This is a genomic window from Streptomyces arenae (genome assembly GCF_022343545.1).
GTDB classification, from domain to species: Bacteria; Actinomycetota; Actinomycetes; order Streptomycetales; family Streptomycetaceae; genus Streptomyces; species Streptomyces humi.
On record NZ_JAKQYH010000078.1, the window covers coordinates 21380 to 40343 of the forward strand.

Below are 18964 nucleotides of genomic sequence, written 5' to 3' on the forward strand. Positions count from 1 at the left end.
CCGGGCCTCAGTCCGCCGACAGCACGAAGGACGCCTGGGCCTTCGCGTAGCCCGGGGTCGTTGCTTGCAGGAGGTACGTGCCCGGTCCGGCCGAGCCCGCCGGGGGTGTCGCGCACTGGGGCGCGCTCGGCTTGCGGTCCCACTTCAGGGTGTACGTGATGCTGCTGCCCGACGGCACCCGGTACCAGCGGCTCGCCGCCGCCTTCGGGCAGTCGGCCGAGGACCAGTAGCTGTCGTCCGCGGACGCCGCGGTGATCGTCAACACGGCGTTCTTCGGGCCGAGATCGATCTTGCAGTCGCTGGACGACGTGTTCTTCGCGGTGAGTTCGAAGGTCGGCGTCTGCTCCGGCGAGTACGAGTTGTGCAGGCTCTTCAACGTCAACGACACCGCGCCCGCCGTGCAGTTGGGGAGCGTGGAGGACCCCGGCAGGGAGGCGGCCGTACCGCCGGAGCCGGAGGTCACGTCGTTGCCCGAGCCGGCCGAGGAACCGCCGGAACCGGCCGAACCCGAGGACGAGCCGTCACCGGAACCGTCCGAACTCCCGTCACCGGCACCGGAACTCGCGCCGGCGCTGGACCCGGACCCGTTGCCGGATCCGCTCCCGCCGGACTCGTTCCGGCCGCCCGGCGCCTGGCTGATCGCGGGCCCGCTGCCGGACGGCCCCGGCGTGATCGTGGACACGGGATTCTTGCCGTTGGACCCGTCGGCGCCCTTCTTGCCGCCCCCGCCGCCCGAGGTGACGATCCACGTGATCACCAGCGCCAGGACGACGACCGCGGACAGCATGATGACCCTCCGTCGCCAGTAGATGGAGGAGGGAAGCGGCCCGACCGGATTGCGCAGAGATCCCACGGCGCAAACTGTACGAGAGATCCGTGCACTTCCTCGCCCCACCCGCCGCCCGAACCTCAACTTTTCCGGATCATCATTTCGGCAACTCCCCTCGACACGGCTCCTCTTCGTCGGCGACGCCGTCGGCCCCGGCCTCGTCGCCCACCACGTCCGCCCCAGCCGTCGCCGGACGTGGCAGGATCGGTAGGGCCATGACTGAGAAGCTGCACACCCCTGTGATCGCCTGGTTCGACGCCCACGCCCGTGACCTCCCCTGGCGCCGCCCGGAGGCGGGCCCGTGGGGTGTGATGGTCAGCGAGTTCATGTTGCAGCAGACGCCGGTCAGCCGCGTGCTGCCGGTGTACGAGCAGTGGCTGGCCCGCTGGCCGCGCCCCGCCGACCTCGCCGCGGAGGCACCCGGCGAGGCGGTCCGCGCCTGGGGCCGGCTCGGCTACCCGCGCCGCGCCCTCAGGCTGCACGGCGCGGCGGTCGCCATAACGGAACGGCACGGCGGGGACGTGCCCACCGATCACGCGCAGCTGCTCGCGCTGCCCGGCATCGGCGAGTACACGGCCGCGGCGGTGGCGTCGTTCGCGTACGGGCAGCGGCACGCCGTGCTGGACACGAACGTGCGGCGGGTCCTCGCGCGGGCCGTCACCGGGGTGCAGTACCCGCCGAACGCCACCACCGCCGCCGAACGCAAGCTCGCCCGTGAGCTGCTGCCGGCCGACGAGCGGACCGCCGCCCGCTGGGCCGCCGCCTCCATGGAGCTGGGCGCGCTGGTGTGCACGGCGAAGAACGAGACGTGCCTGCGGTGCCCCATCGCCGGCGAGTGCGCCTGGCGGCTGGCCGGCAAGCCGGAGCACGAGGGGCCGCCGCGGCGCGGGCAGACCTACGCCGGTACCGACCGGCAGGTGCGCGGCAAGCTGCTCGCCGTACTGCGCGAGGCGCACGCCCCCGTTGCGCAGGCGGCGCTCGACCGGGTGTGGCACGAGCCGGTGCAGCGGGCCCGCGCCCTGGACGGGCTGGTCGCGGACGGTCTTGTGGAGCCGCTCGCGGGCGGTCTCTACCGGCTCCCGCAGGGCTGACGTACAGCCACATCACAGGAGAACGGGCCGTGTTACGGCCCCGGGTGCCAGAAAAATCGCCCGATAACCGGGCATAGCAACCCGCCCGCTTACCCCGAACCTACTTCCGTTACACAACCGACGGACAGCCGATTGCTACCCGCAGGCTGCTCCGCACAGCGCCGTGACAACGAGTCCGTAGCTTCGTTTCTGTGCCCGCCACGACCGGCGGGACGGCAGGGACCACAGCAGGACCTCAAGGCCGAGGGCCGGGGAAAACGGGGATCGGGAGGCGGTTGATCATGGCGCAGGGCGAGGTGCTCGAATTCGAGGAGTACGTGCGCACCCGGCAGGACGCGCTGCTGCGCAGCGCCCGCCGGCTGGTCCCGGACCCGACCGACGCCCAGGACCTGCTCCAGACCGCGCTGGTGCGGACGTACGGCCGCTGGGAAGGCATCGCCGACAAGAAACTCGCCGACGCCTACCTGCGCCGGGTCATGATCAACACACGGACCGAGTGGTGGCGCGCCCGCAAGCTGGAGGAGGTCCCCACCGAGCAGCTGCCCGACGCCTCGGTCGAGGACGCCACCGAGCAGCACGCGGACCGCGCTCTCCTCATGGACATCATGAAGGTGCTCGCTCCGAAGCAGCGCAGTGTCGTGGTGCTGCGACACTGGGAGCAGATGTCCACGGAGGAGACGGCCGCCGCCCTCGGCATGTCGGCCGGAACGGTCAAGAGCACGCTGCACCGGGCGCTCGCCCGGCTCCGCGAGGAGCTGGAGTCCCGCGACCTCGACGCACGCGCGCTGGAGCGTGAGGAGCGGGAGCGTTGCGCGGCCTGACCGACGCGGGGCCCGACAAGGGCCCGGCAGGCGCACAGGCGGTGATCACGGCGGCGGCCGTGGTCGCCGCCGTCGCCCTTTTCGCCGCCGCCTGCGGCACCGGCGGCACCGGCGCCCGTGACGAGGGCCCAGCGCACTCCGACTCGGTCGGGCAGGCCCCGGCCGCCAAGGTTCCCGCGCCCAATCCGTCCCAGACGTACGCCAAGGTCGACGCGGTCGCCCTGGTGAAGGCCGACCCGGCGGTCTCGGCCACGGTGAAACGGGACCTGAAGCCGTGCGCAGGGGACGACTACCCGGTCGACGTGACCTACGGCGACCTGACCGGCGGCCAGGTCGACGACGTCGTCGTCAACGTACTGACCTGCGGGGACGCCGTGGGAGTGGGGGCGTACGTGTACCGCAGCGAGAGCGGCTCGTACAAGAATGTGTTCAAGGCCGAGGAGTCCCCGGTCTACGCGGAGATCGACAAGGGCGACCTGAGCGTCACCAAGCAGGTGTACGAGAAGGGGGACCCGGTGTCGAGTCCCTCGGGTGAGAACGTGATCACCTACCGCTGGACGTCGGGGCGGTTCGTCCAGGAGGACTTCCACCACACCGACTACGGCAACGCGGCCGGCGGCGACCCCACCGAGGCCCCCTCCACCGCCGGCTGAACCCGGCCCCGCCCCCACCCCAACGACGACACGAGAGAGCCGGATGGCAGACCAGACCCACGTCCTGTTCGTCGAGGACGACGACGTCATCCGCGAGGCCACCCAGCTCGCCCTGGAGCGGGACGGCTTCGCGGTCACCGCCATGCCCGACGGGCTGTCGGGCCTGGAGGCGTTCCGGGCCGACCGGCCCGACATCGCGCTGCTGGACGTGATGGTCCCGGGCCTGGACGGGGTGAGCCTGTGCCGGCGTATCCGGGACGAGTCGACCGTCCCGGTGATCATGCTGTCGGCGCGGGCCGACTCCATCGACGTGGTGCTGGGCCTGGAGGCGGGCGCCGACGACTACGTCACCAAGCCGTTCGACGGCGCCGTGCTGGTCGCCCGGATCAGGGCCGTACTGCGCCGCTTCGGGCATGCGAGCGGCGGCGAGAAGCCGCACGAGGACGCGGCGCCGGTGAACGGCGGGCTGCTCTCCTTCGGCGACCTGGAGATCGACACGGAGGGCATGGAGGTGCGCCGGGCCGGGCAGCCGGTCGCGCTCACCCCGACCGAGATGCGGCTGCTCCTGGAGTTCTCCTCGGCGCCCGGGACCGTCCTCTCCCGCGACAAGCTGCTGGAACGCGTCTGGGACTACGGCTGGGGCGGGGACACCCGGGTCGTCGACGTCCATGTGCAGCGGCTGCGCACGAAGATCGGCCAGGACCGGATCGAGACGGTCCGTGGTTTCGGCTACAAGTTGAAGGCCTGAGCGGGGCGGCCATGCGGGGGATCACCAGACACATCCGGCACAGCGGCCCGGGACTGCGCACCGGGCTCCGGTGGAAGCTGAGCGCGGCCATCGCGCTGGTCGGCGCGCTGGTCGCGATCGCGCTGAGCCTGGTGGTGCACAACGCCGCCCGGGTCTCGATGCTGGACAACGCCCGTGACCTGGCCAACGAGCGGCTCCAGATCGCGCAGCGCAACTACGAGCTGTTCGGCCGGGCGAACTTCCCCGACGTCAAGGTCAACGACCCGCTGCTGCCGGACGCCCTGCGCGACAGGGTCGACGCGGGCCGCCGGGCGACCGACGTCATCGACCACGGCAGCGGCGCGCCGGACATCTGGGCGGCCGTGCAGGCCAAGGACGGACGGGTGCTGTCCCTGCACGGCACCTTCCCGAACCGCAGCAGCAACGTGCTGAAGGATCTCGACCAGGCCCTCGTCATCGGCTCCATCGCGGTCGTCCTCGGCGGCAGCGCGCTCGGGGTGCTGATCGGCGGGCAGCTCTCGCGCCGGCTGCGCAAGGCGGCGGCCGCGGCCAACCAGGTCGCCCAGGGCGAGCCGGACGTGCGGGTGCGGGAGGCGATCGGCGGGGTCGTCCGGGACGAGACCGACGACCTCGCGCGCGCGGTGGACGCGATGGCGGACGCGTTGCAGCAGCGGCTGGAGGCCGAGCGGCGGGTGACCGCCGACATCGCGCACGAGCTGCGGACGCCGGTGACCGGTCTGCTCACGGCGGCCGAGCTGCTGCCGCCCGGCCGTCCGACCGAACTGGTCCTGGACCGGGCGAAGGCGATGCGCACCCTCGTCGAGGACGTCCTGGAGGTGGCCCGGCTCGACAGCGCCTCCGAGCGCGCCGAGCTCCAGGACATCATGCTGGGTGAGTTCGTGGCCCGGCGGGTGACGGCGAAGGACCCCGCGATCGAGGTGCGGGTGGTGCACGAGTCGGAGGTGACCACCGATCCGCGCCGGCTGGAACGGGTGCTGTTCAACCTGCTCGCCAACGCGGCCCGGCACGGCAAGCCGCCGATCGAGGTGACCGTCGAGGGCCGGGTCATCCGGGTCCGGGACCACGGTCCCGGCTTCCCCGAGGAACTTCTCGCGGAGGGGCCGAGCCGCTTCCGCACCGGCAGCGAGGACCGTGCGGGGCAGGGGCACGGGCTGGGGCTGACCATCGCGGCCGGGCAGGCACGGGTGCTGGGCGCCCGCCTGACCTTCCGCAACATCCGGCCGGCGGGCTCCCCCGCGCACGTTCCCGCGGAGGGCGCGGTGGCCGTCCTGTGGCTCCCCGAACACGCCCCCACAGCCACCGGCAGCTACCCCATACTCCCGGGGCCGGCCCAGGCGGGGGGCCGGTGAGCCGACGGGGCTCAGGGGCATGGGCGTGAGGGGATTTCCTGCGGGCCGATGGGGTCTGGTCGTCCTGCGGGCCGGTGGGGGCTGGCCGCGCAGTTCCCCGCGCCCCTGACGGGGCGCTTGAGGCGGCGGTGCCTTCAGGTGTGGGCCAGGAGGAGTTCCTCGCCTTGGGAAGGGCGTAGGCCGTCGGTGCGGGCGGTGAACCAGCGGGCCGTCAGTTGCTGCGCCGGGACGTGCCGGGTACGGCGGAAGCCGGCCGTGCGGGCCAGCTCGGCGATCCGCTCCGGCGTGTAGAAGCTGAGGAAGGGCGTGCCGGCGGCCCGTGCGCCCCGCTGGGCCACCCGCAGCTGCTCCCGCTGCTCGGGCTCGACGTCCTCGATCGGCCGCAGGAACGTCGTGACCAGCGTCGACCCCGGCGCGAGCCGCGCGACGCGCCGGAGGGTGGCGGCGAGGGCCTCCTCGGTGAGATACATGGTGACCCCGGCGGACGCGACCACGGCCGGCCGGCCGGGATCGAACCCGGCGGCCACCAGCTGCCCCCACCAGTCCCCCTCGAAGTCCACCGGCACCAGCCGCAGCCAGCCGGGCACGCCGTACCCCAGCTCCGCCAGCCGCCCCCGCTTCCACTCCACCGCGCCGGCGCGGTCGGCCTCGAAGACCCGCAGCCCCGCGGCCTCCGCGTCGGCCGCCCGGCGCTGCGCGAACGTGTCGAGCCCGGCGCCGAGGACGACGTACTGGTCCACCCCGCGTCCGGCCTCCGTCAGCACCAGGTCCTCCACGAACCGGGCCCGGGCCACGATGGACGCCCGGGTGCGCCGGGTCGCCCCGACGTCCATGTCCGGGCGCGCCCGCCAGTCGTCACCGGCGCCGGACAGCCGTAGCCCCACCTCGTCCTCGATGACGTGCGGCGGTGCGTCGGCGTGCAGGTGCAGCGCCCGCCACAGGGCGGTGCGGACGGCGGTGTGATCGGGCCCGGCCTCCACGGCCGGGTCCGCGGGCCGCTCCACGGTCGGCTCCGGGGTCGGCTCAGCCGGCATGCTCAGAACTCCTTGGAGAAGTCGAGCTCTTCGCTGCGCTGGGTCAGCGAGTACCAGTTGCCGTTGTCGTCGCGGAAGATCGCCTCGATGCCGTACGGCCGCTCCTTGGGCTCCTGGACGAACTCGACGCCCCGGGCCCGGAACGTCTCGTAGTCGCCCCGGCAGTCGTCGGTACGGAACGCGCCCGCACCGATGGCCCCCTTGGCGACCAGCCTGCGCAGCGCCTCGGCGGACTCGAGGTCGAGGCCCGGGCCGTCCACACTCATCAGGGCCAGTTCGACGCCGGGCTGGTCCTTGGCGCCGACGGTGATCCAGCGCATGTCGCCCATCGCGAGGTCGGCGCGGATCTCGAAGCCGAGCTTCTCGGTGAAGAAGGCCTTGGTGCGCTGCTGGTCGAAGGTCCACACGGTGCTGATGGCCAGGCCCTGGATCATGGCTGTGCTCTCCCGCTTCCCCGGCCTCTGTCGCCGGACGGCTGCTGTTCCTGTCCGTCACGGTAGGCAGCGGGCCGGCCGGCGCGCTTCTCGGGAATTGCGCTCCTGCCCGGGAACCCGCCGGCCCAGAGCAGGGCGTAGCAGCCGGGGATGAGGGAGGCGCCCCGGCCGACGTGTGCGATCCGGTAGTCGGTGGGGCTGAGCCCGGTACGGGCCTTGAACGTCGCCGAGAAGCTGCCGAGGCTGTCGTAGCCGACCAGGTGGCAGATCTCGGTGACGGTGAGGTCGGCGGCGCGCAGCAGTTCCTCGGCCCGCTCGATCCTGCGGTGCGTCAGGTACCGGCCGGGCGTCTCGCCGTACGCCTCCTTGAAGGCGCGGACGAAGTGGTACCGCGAGTACCCGGCGTGTGCGGCGACCGCGTCGAGGTCCAGGGCCGGGTCGGCCCAGTCCCGGTCCATGGCGTCCTTGGCCCGCCGCAGCTGACGCAGTCTGTCCATGAGGCCGATGGTGGCACGCGGCACTGACAACGCCGGAGGGCTGCGGAACCGGACAACGCCGGAGGGCTGGTTCCCCAGCCCTCCGGCGTGTGACAGGCGACCTCGTCAGACCTGACGGCCGACCTCGTCAGACCGCTTCGACCACCGGCATCGGCGCCACCTCGTCGGCGTCGCCGGCCTTCTGCGGCCCGCCCTTGAGCGGCACCTCCTTGACGAACACCGCCGCCACCAGCACCGCCACCGCGACTCCGGCGCCCAGCAGGAACGCCGAGTGCGTGCCGGCCGACACCGCGTGCTGGTACGCGTCGCGCACCGGGGCCGGCAGCTTCGCCAGGCTCGCCGCGTCCAGCGACGCGGACTTCTCGGTGACCTTGGCCGCCAGCGCGCCGCCGCGCTCGGCCATGACGTCCTTGACCCGGGCGTTGAAGATCGCGCCCATGATGGCGACGCCGAAGGAGGACCCGAGCGTACGGAACAGGGTGGTGGAGGAGGACGCGACGCCCATGTCCTTCATCTGCACGCTGTTCTGCGCGACCAGCATGGTGATCTGCATCAGGCAGCCCATGCCGAGGCCGACGACGGCCATGAACAGACCGGAGGTGAACCGGGTGGTGTCCGTGTCCATGGTGGACAGCAGGTACATGCCGACGGCCAGCAGCACACCGCCCGCGAGGGGGAAGATCTTGTAGCGCCCGGTGTTGGTGGTGACCCGCCCGGCGACCATCGAGGTCACCAGCATCGCGCCGAGCATCGGGAGCAGCAGCAGACCGGAGTTGGTCGCGGACGCGCCCTGCACGGACTGCTGGTACAGCGGCAGGAAGAGCGTGGCGCCGAACATCACGAAGCCCACGATGAAGCCGATGATCGACATCAGGGTGAAGTTGCGGCTGCGGAAGATGTGCAGCGGCAGCACCGGCTCGGCGGCCTTGGTCTGCCAGAAGACGAACCCGACCAGCGCGGCGACACCGATGGCGATGAGTTCCATGATGCGCGCGGACGTCCAGGCGTACTCCGAGCCGCCCCAGGTGGTGACCAGCACGATCGAGGTGATGCCGAGGGTCAGCAGGCCGGCCCCGAGGTAGTCGATGCGGGCCTTGGTCCGCTTCCTCGGCAGGTGCAGCACGGCGCTGATGGCGACCAGCGCGACGACGCCGAGCGGCAGGTTGATGTAGAAGGCCCAGCGCCAGCCCCAGTTGTCGGTGATGGTGCCGCCGACCAGCGGGCCGCCGATCATCGCGAGCGCCATGACGCCGGCCATCATGCCCTGGTACTTGCCGCGCTCGCGGGGCGGGATCAGGTCGCCGATGATCGCCATGACGCCGACCATCAGACCACCGGCGCCGAGCCCCTGAACGGCCCGGAACCCGATCAGCTCGCCCATGTTCTGGGCCATGCCGCTGAGCGCGGAGCCGATCAGGAAGATGACTATGGAGGTCATGAAGGCGCCCTTGCGCCCGTACATGTCGCCGAGCTTGCCCCAGATCGGGGTCGACGCGGCGGTCGCCAGGGTGTACCCGGTCACCACCCACGACAGGTGCTCGAGACCGCCCAGTTCGCCCACGATCGTCGGCATCGCGGTGCCCACGATCATGTTGTCGAGCATCGCGAGCATCATCGCGATCATGAGCGCGAGCAGTACGACCCGTACGCTCTTCGGCTGTTTCTCCGGCTGCTCCGCCGTTTCCGGTGCCCCCGGAGTCTCCTGGCCGGTGCCGGCCGCCTGGGTGTCCGCCATCTCTCCCACTCCCCCTGGCGGCAGGTACTTACTTGCCGCCCGGCTAGTTCACTACACTGGGAAGGTAGACCTGTCACTAGCCGGGCGTCAAGTAAGTTTCCCGGGGAGGCAGGCAGCCGGACGACGGCGTCCGACGGGGTGGTTTTCGCGGGAGTGCGAGGAGTAAGAGGATGGGCGTCACCATGGACGGCACCAAGCAGCAGCGGCGCGGCAACACCCGTCAGCGCATCCAGGACGTGGCCCTCGAACTCTTCGCCGAGCAGGGCTACGAGAAGACCTCCCTGCGGGAGATCGCCGAGCGCCTCGACGTGACCAAGGCGGCCCTGTACTACCACTTCAAGACCAAGGAAGAGATCCTGGTCAGCGTCTTCGAGGACCTGACGCGGCCGATCGGCGACCTGATCGAGTGGGGCAAGGGCCAGCCGCACACGCTGGAGACCAAGCAGGAGATCGTACGGCGCTACAGCAAGGCGCTCACCGACGCGGAGCCGCTGTTCCGGTTCATGCAGGAGAACCAGGCGACCGTTCGCGAACTGCGCATCGGCGACACCTTCAAGGACCGCATGCGCGGGCTGCGCGACATCCTCATGGACCCGGACGCACCGCTGACCGACCAAGTCCGCTGCGTGAGCGCGATGTTCACGCTGCACGCCGGGATGTTCGTGATGCAGGACATCGAAGGCGACCTCCAGAAGAAGCAGGAAGCCGTTCTGGAAGTCGCCCTGGACCTGGTGACCCAGGCCCACCAGGGGTCGGACCGGCCCGCTTAGACGGTCACGCCCTTGGCGCGCAGGAAGGCGACCGGGTCGACGGCGGAGCCGTAGTTCGGGGTGGTGCGGATCTCGAAGTGCAAGTGCGGGCCGGTGGAGTTGCCGGTGCTGCCGGACAGGGCTATGTGCTGACCGGTCTTCACGACCTGCCCGACCCGGACGTCGACCCGCGACAGGTGCGCGTACTGCGAGTACTGGCCGTCGGCGTGCTTGATGACGATGGCGTTGCCGTACGCGGGACCGTCACCGGCGCCGTTGCCGCCGGTCTTGACGACGGTGCCGCCGTGCGCGGCGACGACCTCGGTACCGGTCGGCACGGCGAAGTCCTGGCCGCTGTGCTTGGCGCTCCACAGGCTGCCGGACTGGGCGAAGCTGGCGGAGAGGGTGTACTTCTTCACCGGGTCGACCCAGGCGGCGGCGCTGGAGGTGGCCGCCGACGCGACCCCCGACCCCACGACTGCCGTCACTCCGACACCGGCGGCCAGCACGGCGGCACGCTTGCGGAGCGAGGACATACGGGGGGCACGGAGAGTGGCGCACAGGGACATCGGAACCTCGTGGGGTAGGCGACAGGGGGTCCCACCGGCGCACCGGCGCTCAGGGCGGCCGCGCTCCGGGTGGGGCATCCCTTGGTAACCCGGAGGCCGGTCCGCGCTCAAACGTCCCGGCTACGACTCCCCCTAGTATCCGGCGCCGGAATTGACCGTTTCTTGACAGAGCGGCCGGGCCGGGAAACCGGGCCCCCACGTCGTCGCCTCTCCCGGGCTTTCGGGCGGAATTTCCCCTTTACCCGCCCTATAGGTCCCACTATCTCAGCTAGTACCCGACATTTCGCCCGTGCGCTATGTCACCGGCCGCCGGGGTCCGCACCCGCGGAAATGTGACGGGCACTACTCCCGCCCGACCAGCGCCATTCGCGGGTTTCACGGACGCGGCCGGAAAGCCGGCGGCGACTCCTGGTGCACACCTCTAGCCACCTACCCACCGGTAACCCTACGGTTCCCCTCGCGCCACCTGCCCCGCTCATCATGCCCCTGACAGTCGTGGACGTGAGAGGACACCCCCACCGATGACCCCAGGCACCTGGCTCCACCGCATATCCGTCACCGCCGTCGCCGTGGCCGCGCTCGCCGGGGCGGCCGCGCCGGCCCAGGCCGCGACAGCACAGGCCGCGACAGCACAGGCCGCGACAGCTCAGGCCGCGACGGAGAGCGCCGCCACCACGGTCGACTACGCGACCTGGCAGCAGGACTGCCAGTCCGTGATGGACCAGGCCCTGCCGTACCTGAAGAGCCGTGTCGCCGCCGCGAAGCCGGGCGAGAAGCAGGCGATCGTCTTCGACATCGACAACACCACGCTGGAGACCGACTTCGGCTTCAGCTGGCCCCAGCCGGCCAACAAGCCGGTCCTGGACGTGGCCGAGTACGCCCAGGAGCACGGCGTCTCCCTGTTCTTCGTGACGGCCCGCCCGGGGATCCTCTACCTGCCCACCGAGTACAACCTCGAACACGACGGCTACGACGTCTCCGGCCTCTACGTCCGCGGTCTCCTCGACCTCTTCAAGGACGTCGCCGCCTACAAGACCGCCCAGCGCGTGGACATCGAGAACAAGGGCTACGACATCATCGCCAACATCGGCAACAGCGCCACCGACCTCTCGGGCGGCCACGCCGACCGGACGTTCAAGCTCCCGGACTACGACGGCCAGTTGTCGTAGTCCGCCGCTAGGCTCCATCCGTTCGCAGAGACGCACGGGGGTGGCGGATGGAGCCGACGGTACTGGGCGGCAAGCTGGCGTCGAGCCTGATGGGCCCGCTGCTGAAGAAGCTGTTCGTGCCGGACGGACCGGGCGCGGGACTGGTGGACCGGCCGGTGCGGCTGAGGAGCCTGGTGTCCTTCAGGGGCGAGAAGCGCGCACTGGTCGAGAAGGACGTGCACAAGCTCGCCGAGCACCTGGTCCGGCAGGCGGTCGACTCGCCCGGTGAGCCGCCCTTCCGGGGCGGGGAACAGATCGCGGTCGCCGACGCGCTGGCCCGCAGACTGCTCGCCCTCGGCGATCTCGACATGGACGACGTCCAGGCCGTCCGGCTGGGCCACCGCGAACTGGCCGCGAAACTCGAGCACGCGGCCCCCGCACCCGACGGCCTCTCCTCCGACGCCGTCCTCTTCCTCGACTCCGCGACCGCATGGGCCTGCCTCCAGATCCTGGAGTTCTTCACCCGCCGCTCCACCTTCGTGGCGCGCACGCTGGTGGAACAGAGCCGGGCCCAGGCGGAACTGATCGCCAAGACCGACGAGCTGATCGCCCGCGTCCCCCGGCCCGACGCCCGTGACACGGCCTTCGAGCGCCGCTATCTCCCGCACGTCGCCGAACACCACAACCACATCACCATCTACGGCATCGACCTGCGCGACTCCCCGGACCGCTGGCCCCTCGAGGTGGCCTACCTGAGCCTGGAGGCGACGACCGCCGAGAAGGCCGCCGACCGGCCGGAGGCCGAACACCTCACACCCGTCACCGTCCAGCTGCCGGCCGAGGAGGCCATGCACGGCCATGACCGGGTGCTGCTGCGCGGTGACGCTGGTTCCGGCAAGACCACGCTGGTCCAGTGGCTCGCGGTGACCACCGCGCGCACCGGCGAGCGCATCCCGTACGTCCTCCCCCTGCGCACCCTGATACGCGCGGGCGCACTGCCCACCCCGGCCGCCTTCCTGACCGCCGTCAGCTGCCCGCTCACGCCCCCCGAGGGCTGGACGGAACGCGTCCTGGCAGCCGGCCGGGGCCTGGTCCTGGTCGACGGCCTCGACGAGATCCCGGCGGCCGACCGCCACCGCACCCGCGACTGGCTGCTCGCCCTGATCCGGGCGTTCCCGGGCAACCGCTGGATGCTGACCTCACGTCCCACCGCCGTGCGCCCCGACTGGCTCGCCGCCGAGGGCTTCCGCGAACTCACGCTGGCCCCCATGCGCCGCCCGGACGTCGCGACCTTCGTGGAGCGCTGGCACACGGCGGCTCAGGCCCCGCAGTTCCAGGGTCCTCTTCTCGACGCCCTGCGCACCAAACGCGACCTGGCCCGCCTCGCCACCAATCCCCTGATGTGCGGTTTGATCTGCGCCCTGCACCGGGAGCGTCGCGGTTATCTCCCCACCGGCCGCAAGGAGCTGTACGACGCTGCCCTCGCGATGCTGCTGGCCCGCCGGGACCGGGAGCGGGGCATGGGAGTGGTGGACGAGGTGGAGCTGAGCGAGGAGGTACAGCTGGAGCTGCTGCAACGCCTCTCCTACGCGCTGGTGTTGAGCGGCCGTACCGAGATGGACCTGGAGGCGGCCGAGGGGATCGTGGAGCGCTGCCTGCCGTCGCTGGCGCTCAGCTCGGACGCGTCGACCGTCCTCCGCACCCTGTTGCTGCGCAGCGGCCTGGTCCGCCAGCCGGCCGACGGTGTCCTGGACTTCGTGCACCGCACCTTCCAGGACTATCTGGGCGCGCGGTGCGCGGTGGAGGAGGGCCACCTGGACGTCCTCGCGAGCCACGCGGCCGACACCCAGTGGGAGGACGTGATCCGCATGGCGGTGGCCCACGCCCGGTCCCGGGAACGCGTCTCACTGCTACGACGGTTGCTCAGCCACGACACCCCTCGGCTGACCCTGCTGGCGCTGGCCTGCCTGGAGCACGCGACGGCGTTGGATCCGGGGGTGCGGGCGGAGGTGGAGCAGCGGGCGGCGGCGCTGATTCCGCCGCGCACGACGGAGGACGCGAAGCTCCTCGCGGAGGCCGGCCCCCTGGTGCTGGAACTGCTGCCGGGGCCGGAGGGGCTGAGCGACGAGGAGGCCCGGGGAGTCACGGTCACGGCGTCGATATTGGGGGCGGAGGAACCGGCAGGGGCGGTAGGGGTCCTGCGACGGTTCCGGGACCATCCGGACCTGGACGTACGGCGCCAACTCGTGGGTACCTGGGGGCGGTTCGAGACCGAGGAGTACGCGAGGGAGGTGCTGGACCACCTGAACCGCGAGGATCTCTCCCTCACCTGCGAGTCGGCCGGACAACTGGGGGCACTTGCCGGGATGCGGCCTTGGCGACGCCTGGAATTCCGCGGTGAGCACCGGGGCGAGGAGATCGTGGCCGCGGTCCCGGCACCTGAGGCGGTGACCGCGCTCAACCTGAGGGACAACCCTCTGCTCTCCGACCTGAGTGTCCTCCTGCCGTTCGGTTCCCTCGACGCCCTCACGCTCTTCAAGTGCCCGGCCGCACATGGTCTGGCCGGCCTCGCGGAACTTCCTCTCACCTATCTCGACTGCGGGGAGATCGCGGATCTGACCGGTCTCGGATCGCTGCGCACCCTTGAATCTCTCTTCTTGCACAACCAGGAACTCCCCGGCGACAGCCTCACCGACGTGCTGCCACTCGACGCCCCCTTGCAGTCCCTGCTCCTGGGCGGCACCAGCACGAATCGCACCGGCCTGCGCGGGCTACAGCACTGGACGAGTCTCAGGCAGCTCAGCCTCTCCCCGCTCACCTCGGCACTGACGGCCGCCGACTGGCAAGCCGTCGTCGAGCTCCCCCTGCTGGCCGGTATGACCTTCAACGCGAAACTGATCAGGGAATCGCCGGACTTCATCGAGGCCATGCCCGAGTTGCCGGGAATCAAAGTTCTCTCCATCACCCCCCTGAACGGACACGAGGACCTCTCCACGTTGGCTTCCCGGCTACCGGGTCTTCAACGGGTGATCCTCCACGGCCTTCCCCACAAGAACCTCCCGGCCGACCGCTACACGCCCGTCTTCCCGAACGCCGCCGTCACCATGTACCAGCTCTGAGAACGCGAGAAGGGCCGGTGCTCCGAAAAGCACCGGCCCCTCACTCGGCGAATCCCCGAAGGGTTACGCCTCCTTGCTCAGGTTCGGGCCGGCTCCGCCGGCCGCCTGCTCGATCGGCGGGACGTCGGGGAGGGCCGACTTCTCCTCGCCGCGGAAGGTGAAGGTCGCGGTGTCGCCCTCGCCCTCCGTGTCGACGACCACGATGTGGCCGGGACGCAGCTCGCCGAAGAGAATCTTCTCCGAGAGCGTGTCCTCGACCTCGCGCTGGATCGTGCGACGCAGCGGACGCGCGCCCAGCACCGGGTCGTAGCCCTTCTTGGACAGCAGCTCCTTGGCGGACTGGGAGAGCTCGATGCCCATGTCCCGGTCCTTCAGGCGCTCGTCCACCTTGCTGATCATCAGGTCGACGATCCGCAGGATGTCCTCCTGCGTCAGCTGCGGGAAGACGACCACGTCGTCGACGCGGTTGAGGAACTCGGGCCGGAAGTGCTGCTTGAGCTCGTCCTGGACCTTGTTCTTCATGCGCTCGTAGTTGGTCTTCGTGTCACCCGAGGCCGCGAAGCCCAGGTTGAAGCCCTTGGAGATGTCCCGGGTGCCGAGGTTGGTCGTCATGATGATGACCGTGTTCTTGAAGTCCACGACCCGGCCCTGGGAGTCGGTCAGGCGACCGTCCTCCAGGATCTGCAGCAGGCTGTTGAAGATGTCCGGGTGGGCCTTCTCGACCTCGTCGAAGAGGACGACGGAGAACGGCTTGCGGCGGACCTTCTCGGTCAGCTGGCCGCCCTCTTCGTAGCCCACGTATCCGGGGGGCGAACCGAAGAGACGCGACACCGTGTGCTTCTCGCTGAACTCCGACATGTCGAGGGAGATCAGCGCGTCCTCGTCACCGAAGAGGAACTCGGCGAGGGCCTTGGACAGCTCGGTCTTACCGACACCGGACGGGCCGGCGAAGATGAACGAGCCACCGGGGCGCTTCGGGTCCTTCAGACCGGCACGCGTACGGCGGATCGCCTTCGACAGCGCCTTGACGGCGTCGACCTGGCCGATGACCCGCTTGTGGAGCTCGTCCTCCATGCGCAGCAGGCGGGACGACTCCTCCTCCGTGAGCTTGAAGACCGGGATGCCGGTGGCCGTGGCGAGGACCTCGGCGATCAGCTCGCCGTCGACCTCGGCGACGACGTCCATGTCGCCGGCCTTCCACTCCTTCTCCCGCTTGGCCTTGGCGGCCAGGAGCTGCTTCTCCTTGTCGCGGAGGGAGGCGGCCTTCTCGAAGTCCTGCGAGTCGATCGCGGACTCCTTGTCCCGGCGGACGGCGGCGATCTTCTCGTCGAACTCGCGCAGGTCCGGCGGCGCGGTCATCCGGCGGATGCGCATCCGGGAACCCGCCTCGTCGATCAGGTCGATCGCCTTGTCCGGCAGGAAGCGGTCCGAGATGTAGCGGTCGGCCAGGGTGGCCGCCTGGACCAGCGCCTCGTCCGTGATGGAGACCCGGTGGTGGGCCTCGTACCGGTCACGCAGACCCTTGAGGATCTCGATCGTGTGCGGCAGGGACGGCTCGGCGACCTGGATGGGCTGGAAGCGGCGCTCCAGGGCCGCGTCCTTCTCCAGGTGCTTGCGGTACTCGTCCAGGGTGGTGGCACCGATGGTCTGCAGCTCACCGCGGGCCAGCATCGGCTTCAGGATGGAGGCCGCGTCGATGGCGCCCTCGGCGGCACCCGCACCGACCAGCGTGTGGAGCTCGTCGATGAACAGGATGATGTCGCCGCGGGTGCGGATCTCCTTGAGCACCTTCTTCAGGCGCTCCTCGAAGTCACCGCGGTAGCGGGAGCCGGCGACCAGGGCGCCGAGGTCCAGGGTGTAGAGGTGCTTGTCCTTGAGGGTCTCGGGCACCTCGCCCTTGACGATGGCCTGGGCGAGGCCCTCGACGACGGCGGTCTTGCCGACGCCGGGCTCACCGATCAGGACCGGGTTGTTCTTGGTACGGCGGGACAGCACCTGCATGACCCGCTCGATCTCCTTCTCGCGCCCGATGACCGGGTCGAGCTTGGACTCACGAGCGGCCTGGGTGAGGTTCCGGCCGAACTGGTCGAGGACCAGGGACGTCGAGGGGGTGCCCTCGGCAGGGCCGCCGGCGGTGGCGGTCTCCTTGCCCTGGTAACCGGAGAGCAGCTGGATGACCTGCTGCCGCACCCGGTTGAGATCAGCGCCCAGCTTGACCAGGACCTGGGCGGCGACGCCCTCGCCCTCACGGATCAGGCCGAGCAGGATGTGCTCCGTGCCGATGTAGTTGTGGCCCAGCTGAAGGGCCTCGCGGAGCGACAGCTCCAGGACCTTCTTGGCACGGGGGGTGAAGGGGATGTGCCCGGACGGGGCCTGCTGGCCCTGGCCGATGATCTCCTCCACCTGCTGGCGGACCGCCTCGAGCGAAATCCCGAGGCTCTCAAGGGCCTTGGCGGCGACACCCTCACCCTCGTGGATCAGGCCCAGGAGGATGTGCTCGGTGCCGATGTAGTTGTGGTTGAGCATCCGGGCTTCTTCCTGAGCCAGGACGACAACCCGCCGCGCGCGGTCGGTGAACCTCTCGAACATCGTTAATCGCTCCTCAGAGCGGTCAGGCAGTGGGGGGAACTTCCCCTCCCTGTCCTTCCGCAGCTTAGTCCCGCAAGCGGGGACCGCTCATTCCAACTGCCGACACCGTCGATGGCCTCCTGACCCCGAACGCCGACATCTGCTCCAACCCGATGGTGCGAGACGATGTTCCCGCAGGCCAGGCAGTTACCCCTTCCGCCAGTACGCCCGTGGCGAACGTGAGACGGCCTCGCATGTGTGTCGCCCCCTCCCACTAGGGATGTCTTACCCGCTGCGACGGACAGTCCATGCCGTGAGCCCCCGGTCCCTCCGCTATGGGCGAACAACCTTGCGTCCCTCCGGACCCCCGAGGGCCGCCCTTTCCGGGACTCTGCGCGGTCGCACGCGCACTCAGCGTAACCCGCGCGGGTTTCCGGCGGTTTCAGGTGCATGGCTGGCTCGGCTCCCCTGGCTGCTTCCACGGTCCCTCACCCCCGTCGTCCTCTCGATCCCGTACGGCACTGGTACGAGAACGATCTGGGGTGGCCGACAGTGCCCGCGCCGCCCGGCGAGCCGCTGCGGCTGGTCACGGGCGTGCGTTTCGACGTGCTGGACGTGCCGGCCGGGGCGGGCGCGAAGGCGCTCAGGCATCTGCTGCCGGGCTCTCCGGTGGCGCTCCAGGGCGACCGGATGCGGCTGCTGGTGGCCGCGGGCAGCGCGGAGGAGCTGCCCGGGCTGCTGGACTGGCTGGAGTGGGGCGTGCCGGGCCTCGACCTGCGGGCGCTGGGCGCCGGGGGCCGGACGGAGGCTCCGGCGCGGCCGGGGCGGGCCGAGGGGACCTCGTGGGGGGAGGCGCAGCCCGCACAGGGGGCCGCCGTCTGGTTGCGGCCCCCCGAGCCGGGGCGCGAGGTCGAAATCTCGCTGCCGACGCTGTCGGCCGTGGGGGGCGGTGGGGGCGCCCCCGATCTCGTACGACTGGTGGACACGGTGGCCACCGAGTGCCACCGCATCCGGCTGCGGCGCGCGGACCGCGGGCCGGGGAGCCGTCAGGCGTTGGCGTCCTCGTAGGCCTGCCGAATGGTCGCGGGAACACGGCCGCGGTCGTTGACCTCGTAGCCGTTCTCCTTGGCCCAGGCGCGAATCTGCGCGGTGTCCTGGCTGCCGCCGGAAGCCGCACGGGCCTTTCCGCGTCCGCCCGAGGCACGGCCACCGGTACGCCGGCCGCCCTTGACATAGGGGTCGAGAAGACCGCGCAGCTTGTCCGCATTGGCGGTCGTGAGGTCGATCTCGTAAGTCTTGCCGTCCAGCGCGAACGTCACGGTCTCGTCCGCCTCGCCGCCGTCGAGGTCGTCGACAAGAAGGACCTGAACCTTCTGTGCCACCGGATTTCCTTTCATCGAAAACTTGAGGGCCGGGGGTCCGCGGCGTCCGCCGTTACGCCGCCCCCTGTTATATGCAGTACTGCAGTACGTCGGAAAGCAAACCGCTTTTGCGGAGAAAACACAAACCCCTGGGAGAGACCGAGGGGCCCGCTCCCACCCGGAAACATGCGCGTTTCGGACATAGGGCACCGGGGGAAGACGGGGGCCCGGAATAGCG

17 protein-coding genes are annotated in these 18964 nt (G+C 70.6%); 9 read left to right on the forward strand and 8 right to left on the reverse strand.

The features are described from left to right. Window positions 1–7: 7 nt before the first annotated feature. The gene (locus MB828_RS37910) at window positions 8–853 is read right to left on the reverse strand and encodes a hypothetical protein (protein WP_301652133.1); all 846 of its coding nucleotides are present in this window, start codon (window positions 851–853) and stop codon (window positions 8–10) included. Window positions 854–1044: 191 nt separating this feature from the next. Between MB828_RS37910 and MB828_RS37915 the strand changes: the two genes are divergently transcribed. The 5 genes from MB828_RS37915 to cseC all read left to right on the forward strand — a co-directional run bounded on the left by MB828_RS37915 (window position 1045) and on the right by cseC (window position 5512). Continuing rightward, a complete protein-coding gene (locus MB828_RS37915; protein ID WP_301652134.1) occupies window positions 1045–1920 on the forward strand; it encodes an A/G-specific adenine glycosylase in 876 nt (291 codons plus the stop codon). Between the two features lie 281 nt (window positions 1921–2201). Further along, the gene (locus MB828_RS37920; protein ID WP_133023246.1) at window positions 2202–2741 is read left to right on the forward strand and encodes a SigE family RNA polymerase sigma factor; all 540 of its coding nucleotides are present in this window, start codon (window positions 2202–2204) and stop codon (window positions 2739–2741) included. Next, window positions 2729–3394 carry a hypothetical protein gene (locus MB828_RS37925; RefSeq protein WP_133023247.1) on the forward strand — a complete coding sequence of 222 codons (666 nt, stop codon included), beginning with the start codon at window positions 2729–2731 and terminating at the stop codon, window positions 3392–3394. Before MB828_RS37920 ends, MB828_RS37925 begins: the two co-directional genes overlap by 13 nt. Window positions 3395–3437: 43 nt before the next feature. Further along, window positions 3438–4142: a two-component system response regulator CseB gene (cseB, locus tag MB828_RS37930; protein ID WP_133023248.1), complete on the forward strand. Its 705-nt coding sequence runs from the start codon at window positions 3438–3440 to the stop codon at window positions 4140–4142. Between the two features lie 11 nt (window positions 4143–4153). Further along, window positions 4154–5512 carry a two-component system sensor histidine kinase CseC gene (gene cseC / locus MB828_RS37935; RefSeq protein ID WP_133023249.1) on the forward strand — a complete coding sequence of 453 codons (1359 nt, stop codon included), beginning with the start codon at window positions 4154–4156 and terminating at the stop codon, window positions 5510–5512. 134 nt (window positions 5513–5646) lie between these two features. Here cseC and MB828_RS37940 read toward each other — a convergent pair whose 3' ends face one another. From MB828_RS37940 to MB828_RS37955, 4 genes are all read right to left on the reverse strand, one after another. After that, complete coding sequence (locus tag MB828_RS37940) at window positions 5647–6546, reverse strand: class I SAM-dependent methyltransferase (RefSeq protein WP_301652135.1); 900 nt, start codon at window positions 6544–6546, stop codon at window positions 5647–5649. A gap of 2 nt (window positions 6547–6548) precedes the next feature. Next, on the reverse strand, window positions 6549–6980 hold the full coding sequence (locus MB828_RS37945; protein WP_301652136.1) for a VOC family protein: 432 nt from the start codon (window positions 6978–6980) through the stop codon (window positions 6549–6551). Continuing rightward, window positions 6977–7477 (reverse strand): helix-turn-helix transcriptional regulator, encoded by a 501-nt coding sequence (locus MB828_RS37950; RefSeq protein ID WP_133023252.1) that lies wholly within the window; start codon window positions 7475–7477, stop codon window positions 6977–6979. Before MB828_RS37950 ends, MB828_RS37945 begins: the two co-directional genes overlap by 4 nt. Window positions 7478–7604: 127 nt before the next feature. After that, complete coding sequence (locus MB828_RS37955) at window positions 7605–9212, reverse strand: MDR family MFS transporter (protein WP_301652137.1); 1608 nt, start codon at window positions 9210–9212, stop codon at window positions 7605–7607. Between the two features lie 170 nt (window positions 9213–9382). On the opposite strand from MB828_RS37955, the gene MB828_RS37960 reads away from it, so the two are divergent. Beyond that, window positions 9383–9982 (forward strand): TetR/AcrR family transcriptional regulator, encoded by a 600-nt coding sequence (locus tag MB828_RS37960; protein ID WP_133023254.1) that lies wholly within the window; start codon window positions 9383–9385, stop codon window positions 9980–9982. Here the strand turns inward: MB828_RS37960 and MB828_RS37965 are convergent. Continuing rightward, window positions 9979–10530, reverse strand: a complete 552-nt coding sequence (locus tag MB828_RS37965) for a M23 family metallopeptidase (protein ID WP_133023255.1) — start codon at window positions 10528–10530, stop codon at window positions 9979–9981. The genes MB828_RS37960 and MB828_RS37965 overlap by 4 nt on opposite strands. A gap of 521 nt (window positions 10531–11051) precedes the next feature. Between MB828_RS37965 and MB828_RS37970 the strand changes: the two genes are divergently transcribed. Both MB828_RS37970 and MB828_RS37975 read left to right on the forward strand, forming a co-directional pair. Then, complete coding sequence (locus tag MB828_RS37970; protein WP_301652138.1) at window positions 11052–11699, forward strand: HAD family acid phosphatase; 648 nt, start codon at window positions 11052–11054, stop codon at window positions 11697–11699. Window positions 11700–11746: 47 nt separating this feature from the next. Then, window positions 11747–14797: an NACHT domain-containing protein gene (locus MB828_RS37975; protein ID WP_301652139.1), complete on the forward strand. Its 3051-nt coding sequence runs from the start codon at window positions 11747–11749 to the stop codon at window positions 14795–14797. Between the two features lie 63 nt (window positions 14798–14860). Here the strand turns inward: MB828_RS37975 and MB828_RS37980 are convergent, their stop codons facing one another. Beyond that, window positions 14861–17386, reverse strand: coding sequence for an ATP-dependent Clp protease ATP-binding subunit (locus MB828_RS37980; RefSeq protein ID WP_132889358.1), 2526 nt, complete (start codon window positions 17384–17386; stop codon window positions 14861–14863). A gap of 429 nt (window positions 17387–17815) precedes the next feature. On the opposite strand from MB828_RS37980, the gene MB828_RS37985 reads away from it, so the two are divergent. Then, window positions 17816–18433 (forward strand): SCO3374 family protein, encoded by a 618-nt coding sequence (locus tag MB828_RS37985; protein WP_301652140.1) that lies wholly within the window; start codon window positions 17816–17818, stop codon window positions 18431–18433. Here the strand turns inward: MB828_RS37985 and MB828_RS37990 are convergent. Next, entirely contained in the window at window positions 18412–18747 is a 336-nt protein-coding gene (locus MB828_RS37990) for a histone-like nucleoid-structuring protein Lsr2 (RefSeq protein ID WP_046730878.1), read from the reverse strand. The two genes, MB828_RS37985 and MB828_RS37990, sit on opposite strands and share 22 nt — an antisense overlap. Window positions 18748–18964: the final 217 nt, after the last annotated feature.

What these genes read in the sequence shown, in the direction of transcription:
- MB828_RS37915 (WP_301652134.1), top strand. Translation starts at nt 1,045, where the DNA reads ATGACTGAGAAGCTGCACACCCCTGTGATCGCCTGGTTCGACGCCCAC.
- MB828_RS37920 (WP_133023246.1), top strand. Translation starts at nt 2,202, where the DNA reads ATGGCGCAGGGCGAGGTGCTCGAATTCGAGGAGTACGTGCGCACCCGG.
- cseB (WP_133023248.1), top strand. Translation starts at nt 3,438, where the DNA reads ATGGCAGACCAGACCCACGTCCTGTTCGTCGAGGACGACGACGTCATC.
- cseC (WP_133023249.1), top strand. Translation starts at nt 4,154, where the DNA reads ATGCGGGGGATCACCAGACACATCCGGCACAGCGGCCCGGGACTGCGC.
- MB828_RS37940 (WP_301652135.1), bottom strand. Translation starts at nt 6,546, where the DNA reads ATGCCGGCTGAGCCGACCCCGGAGCCGACCGTGGAGCGGCCCGCGGAC.
- MB828_RS37945 (WP_301652136.1), bottom strand. Translation starts at nt 6,980, where the DNA reads ATGATCCAGGGCCTGGCCATCAGCACCGTGTGGACCTTCGACCAGCAG.
- MB828_RS37950 (WP_133023252.1), bottom strand. Translation starts at nt 7,477, where the DNA reads ATGGACAGACTGCGTCAGCTGCGGCGGGCCAAGGACGCCATGGACCGG.
- MB828_RS37955 (WP_301652137.1), bottom strand. Translation starts at nt 9,212, where the DNA reads ATGGCGGACACCCAGGCGGCCGGCACCGGCCAGGAGACTCCGGGGGCA.
- MB828_RS37960 (WP_133023254.1), top strand. Translation starts at nt 9,383, where the DNA reads ATGGGCGTCACCATGGACGGCACCAAGCAGCAGCGGCGCGGCAACACC.
- MB828_RS37965 (WP_133023255.1), bottom strand. Translation starts at nt 10,530, where the DNA reads ATGTCCCTGTGCGCCACTCTCCGTGCCCCCCGTATGTCCTCGCTCCGC.
- MB828_RS37970 (WP_301652138.1), top strand. Translation starts at nt 11,052, where the DNA reads ATGACCCCAGGCACCTGGCTCCACCGCATATCCGTCACCGCCGTCGCC.
- MB828_RS37975 (WP_301652139.1), top strand. Translation starts at nt 11,747, where the DNA reads ATGGAGCCGACGGTACTGGGCGGCAAGCTGGCGTCGAGCCTGATGGGC.
- MB828_RS37980 (WP_132889358.1), bottom strand. Translation starts at nt 17,386, where the DNA reads ATGTTCGAGAGGTTCACCGACCGCGCGCGGCGGGTTGTCGTCCTGGCT.
- MB828_RS37985 (WP_301652140.1), top strand. Translation starts at nt 17,816, where the DNA reads ATGGCTGGCTCGGCTCCCCTGGCTGCTTCCACGGTCCCTCACCCCCGT.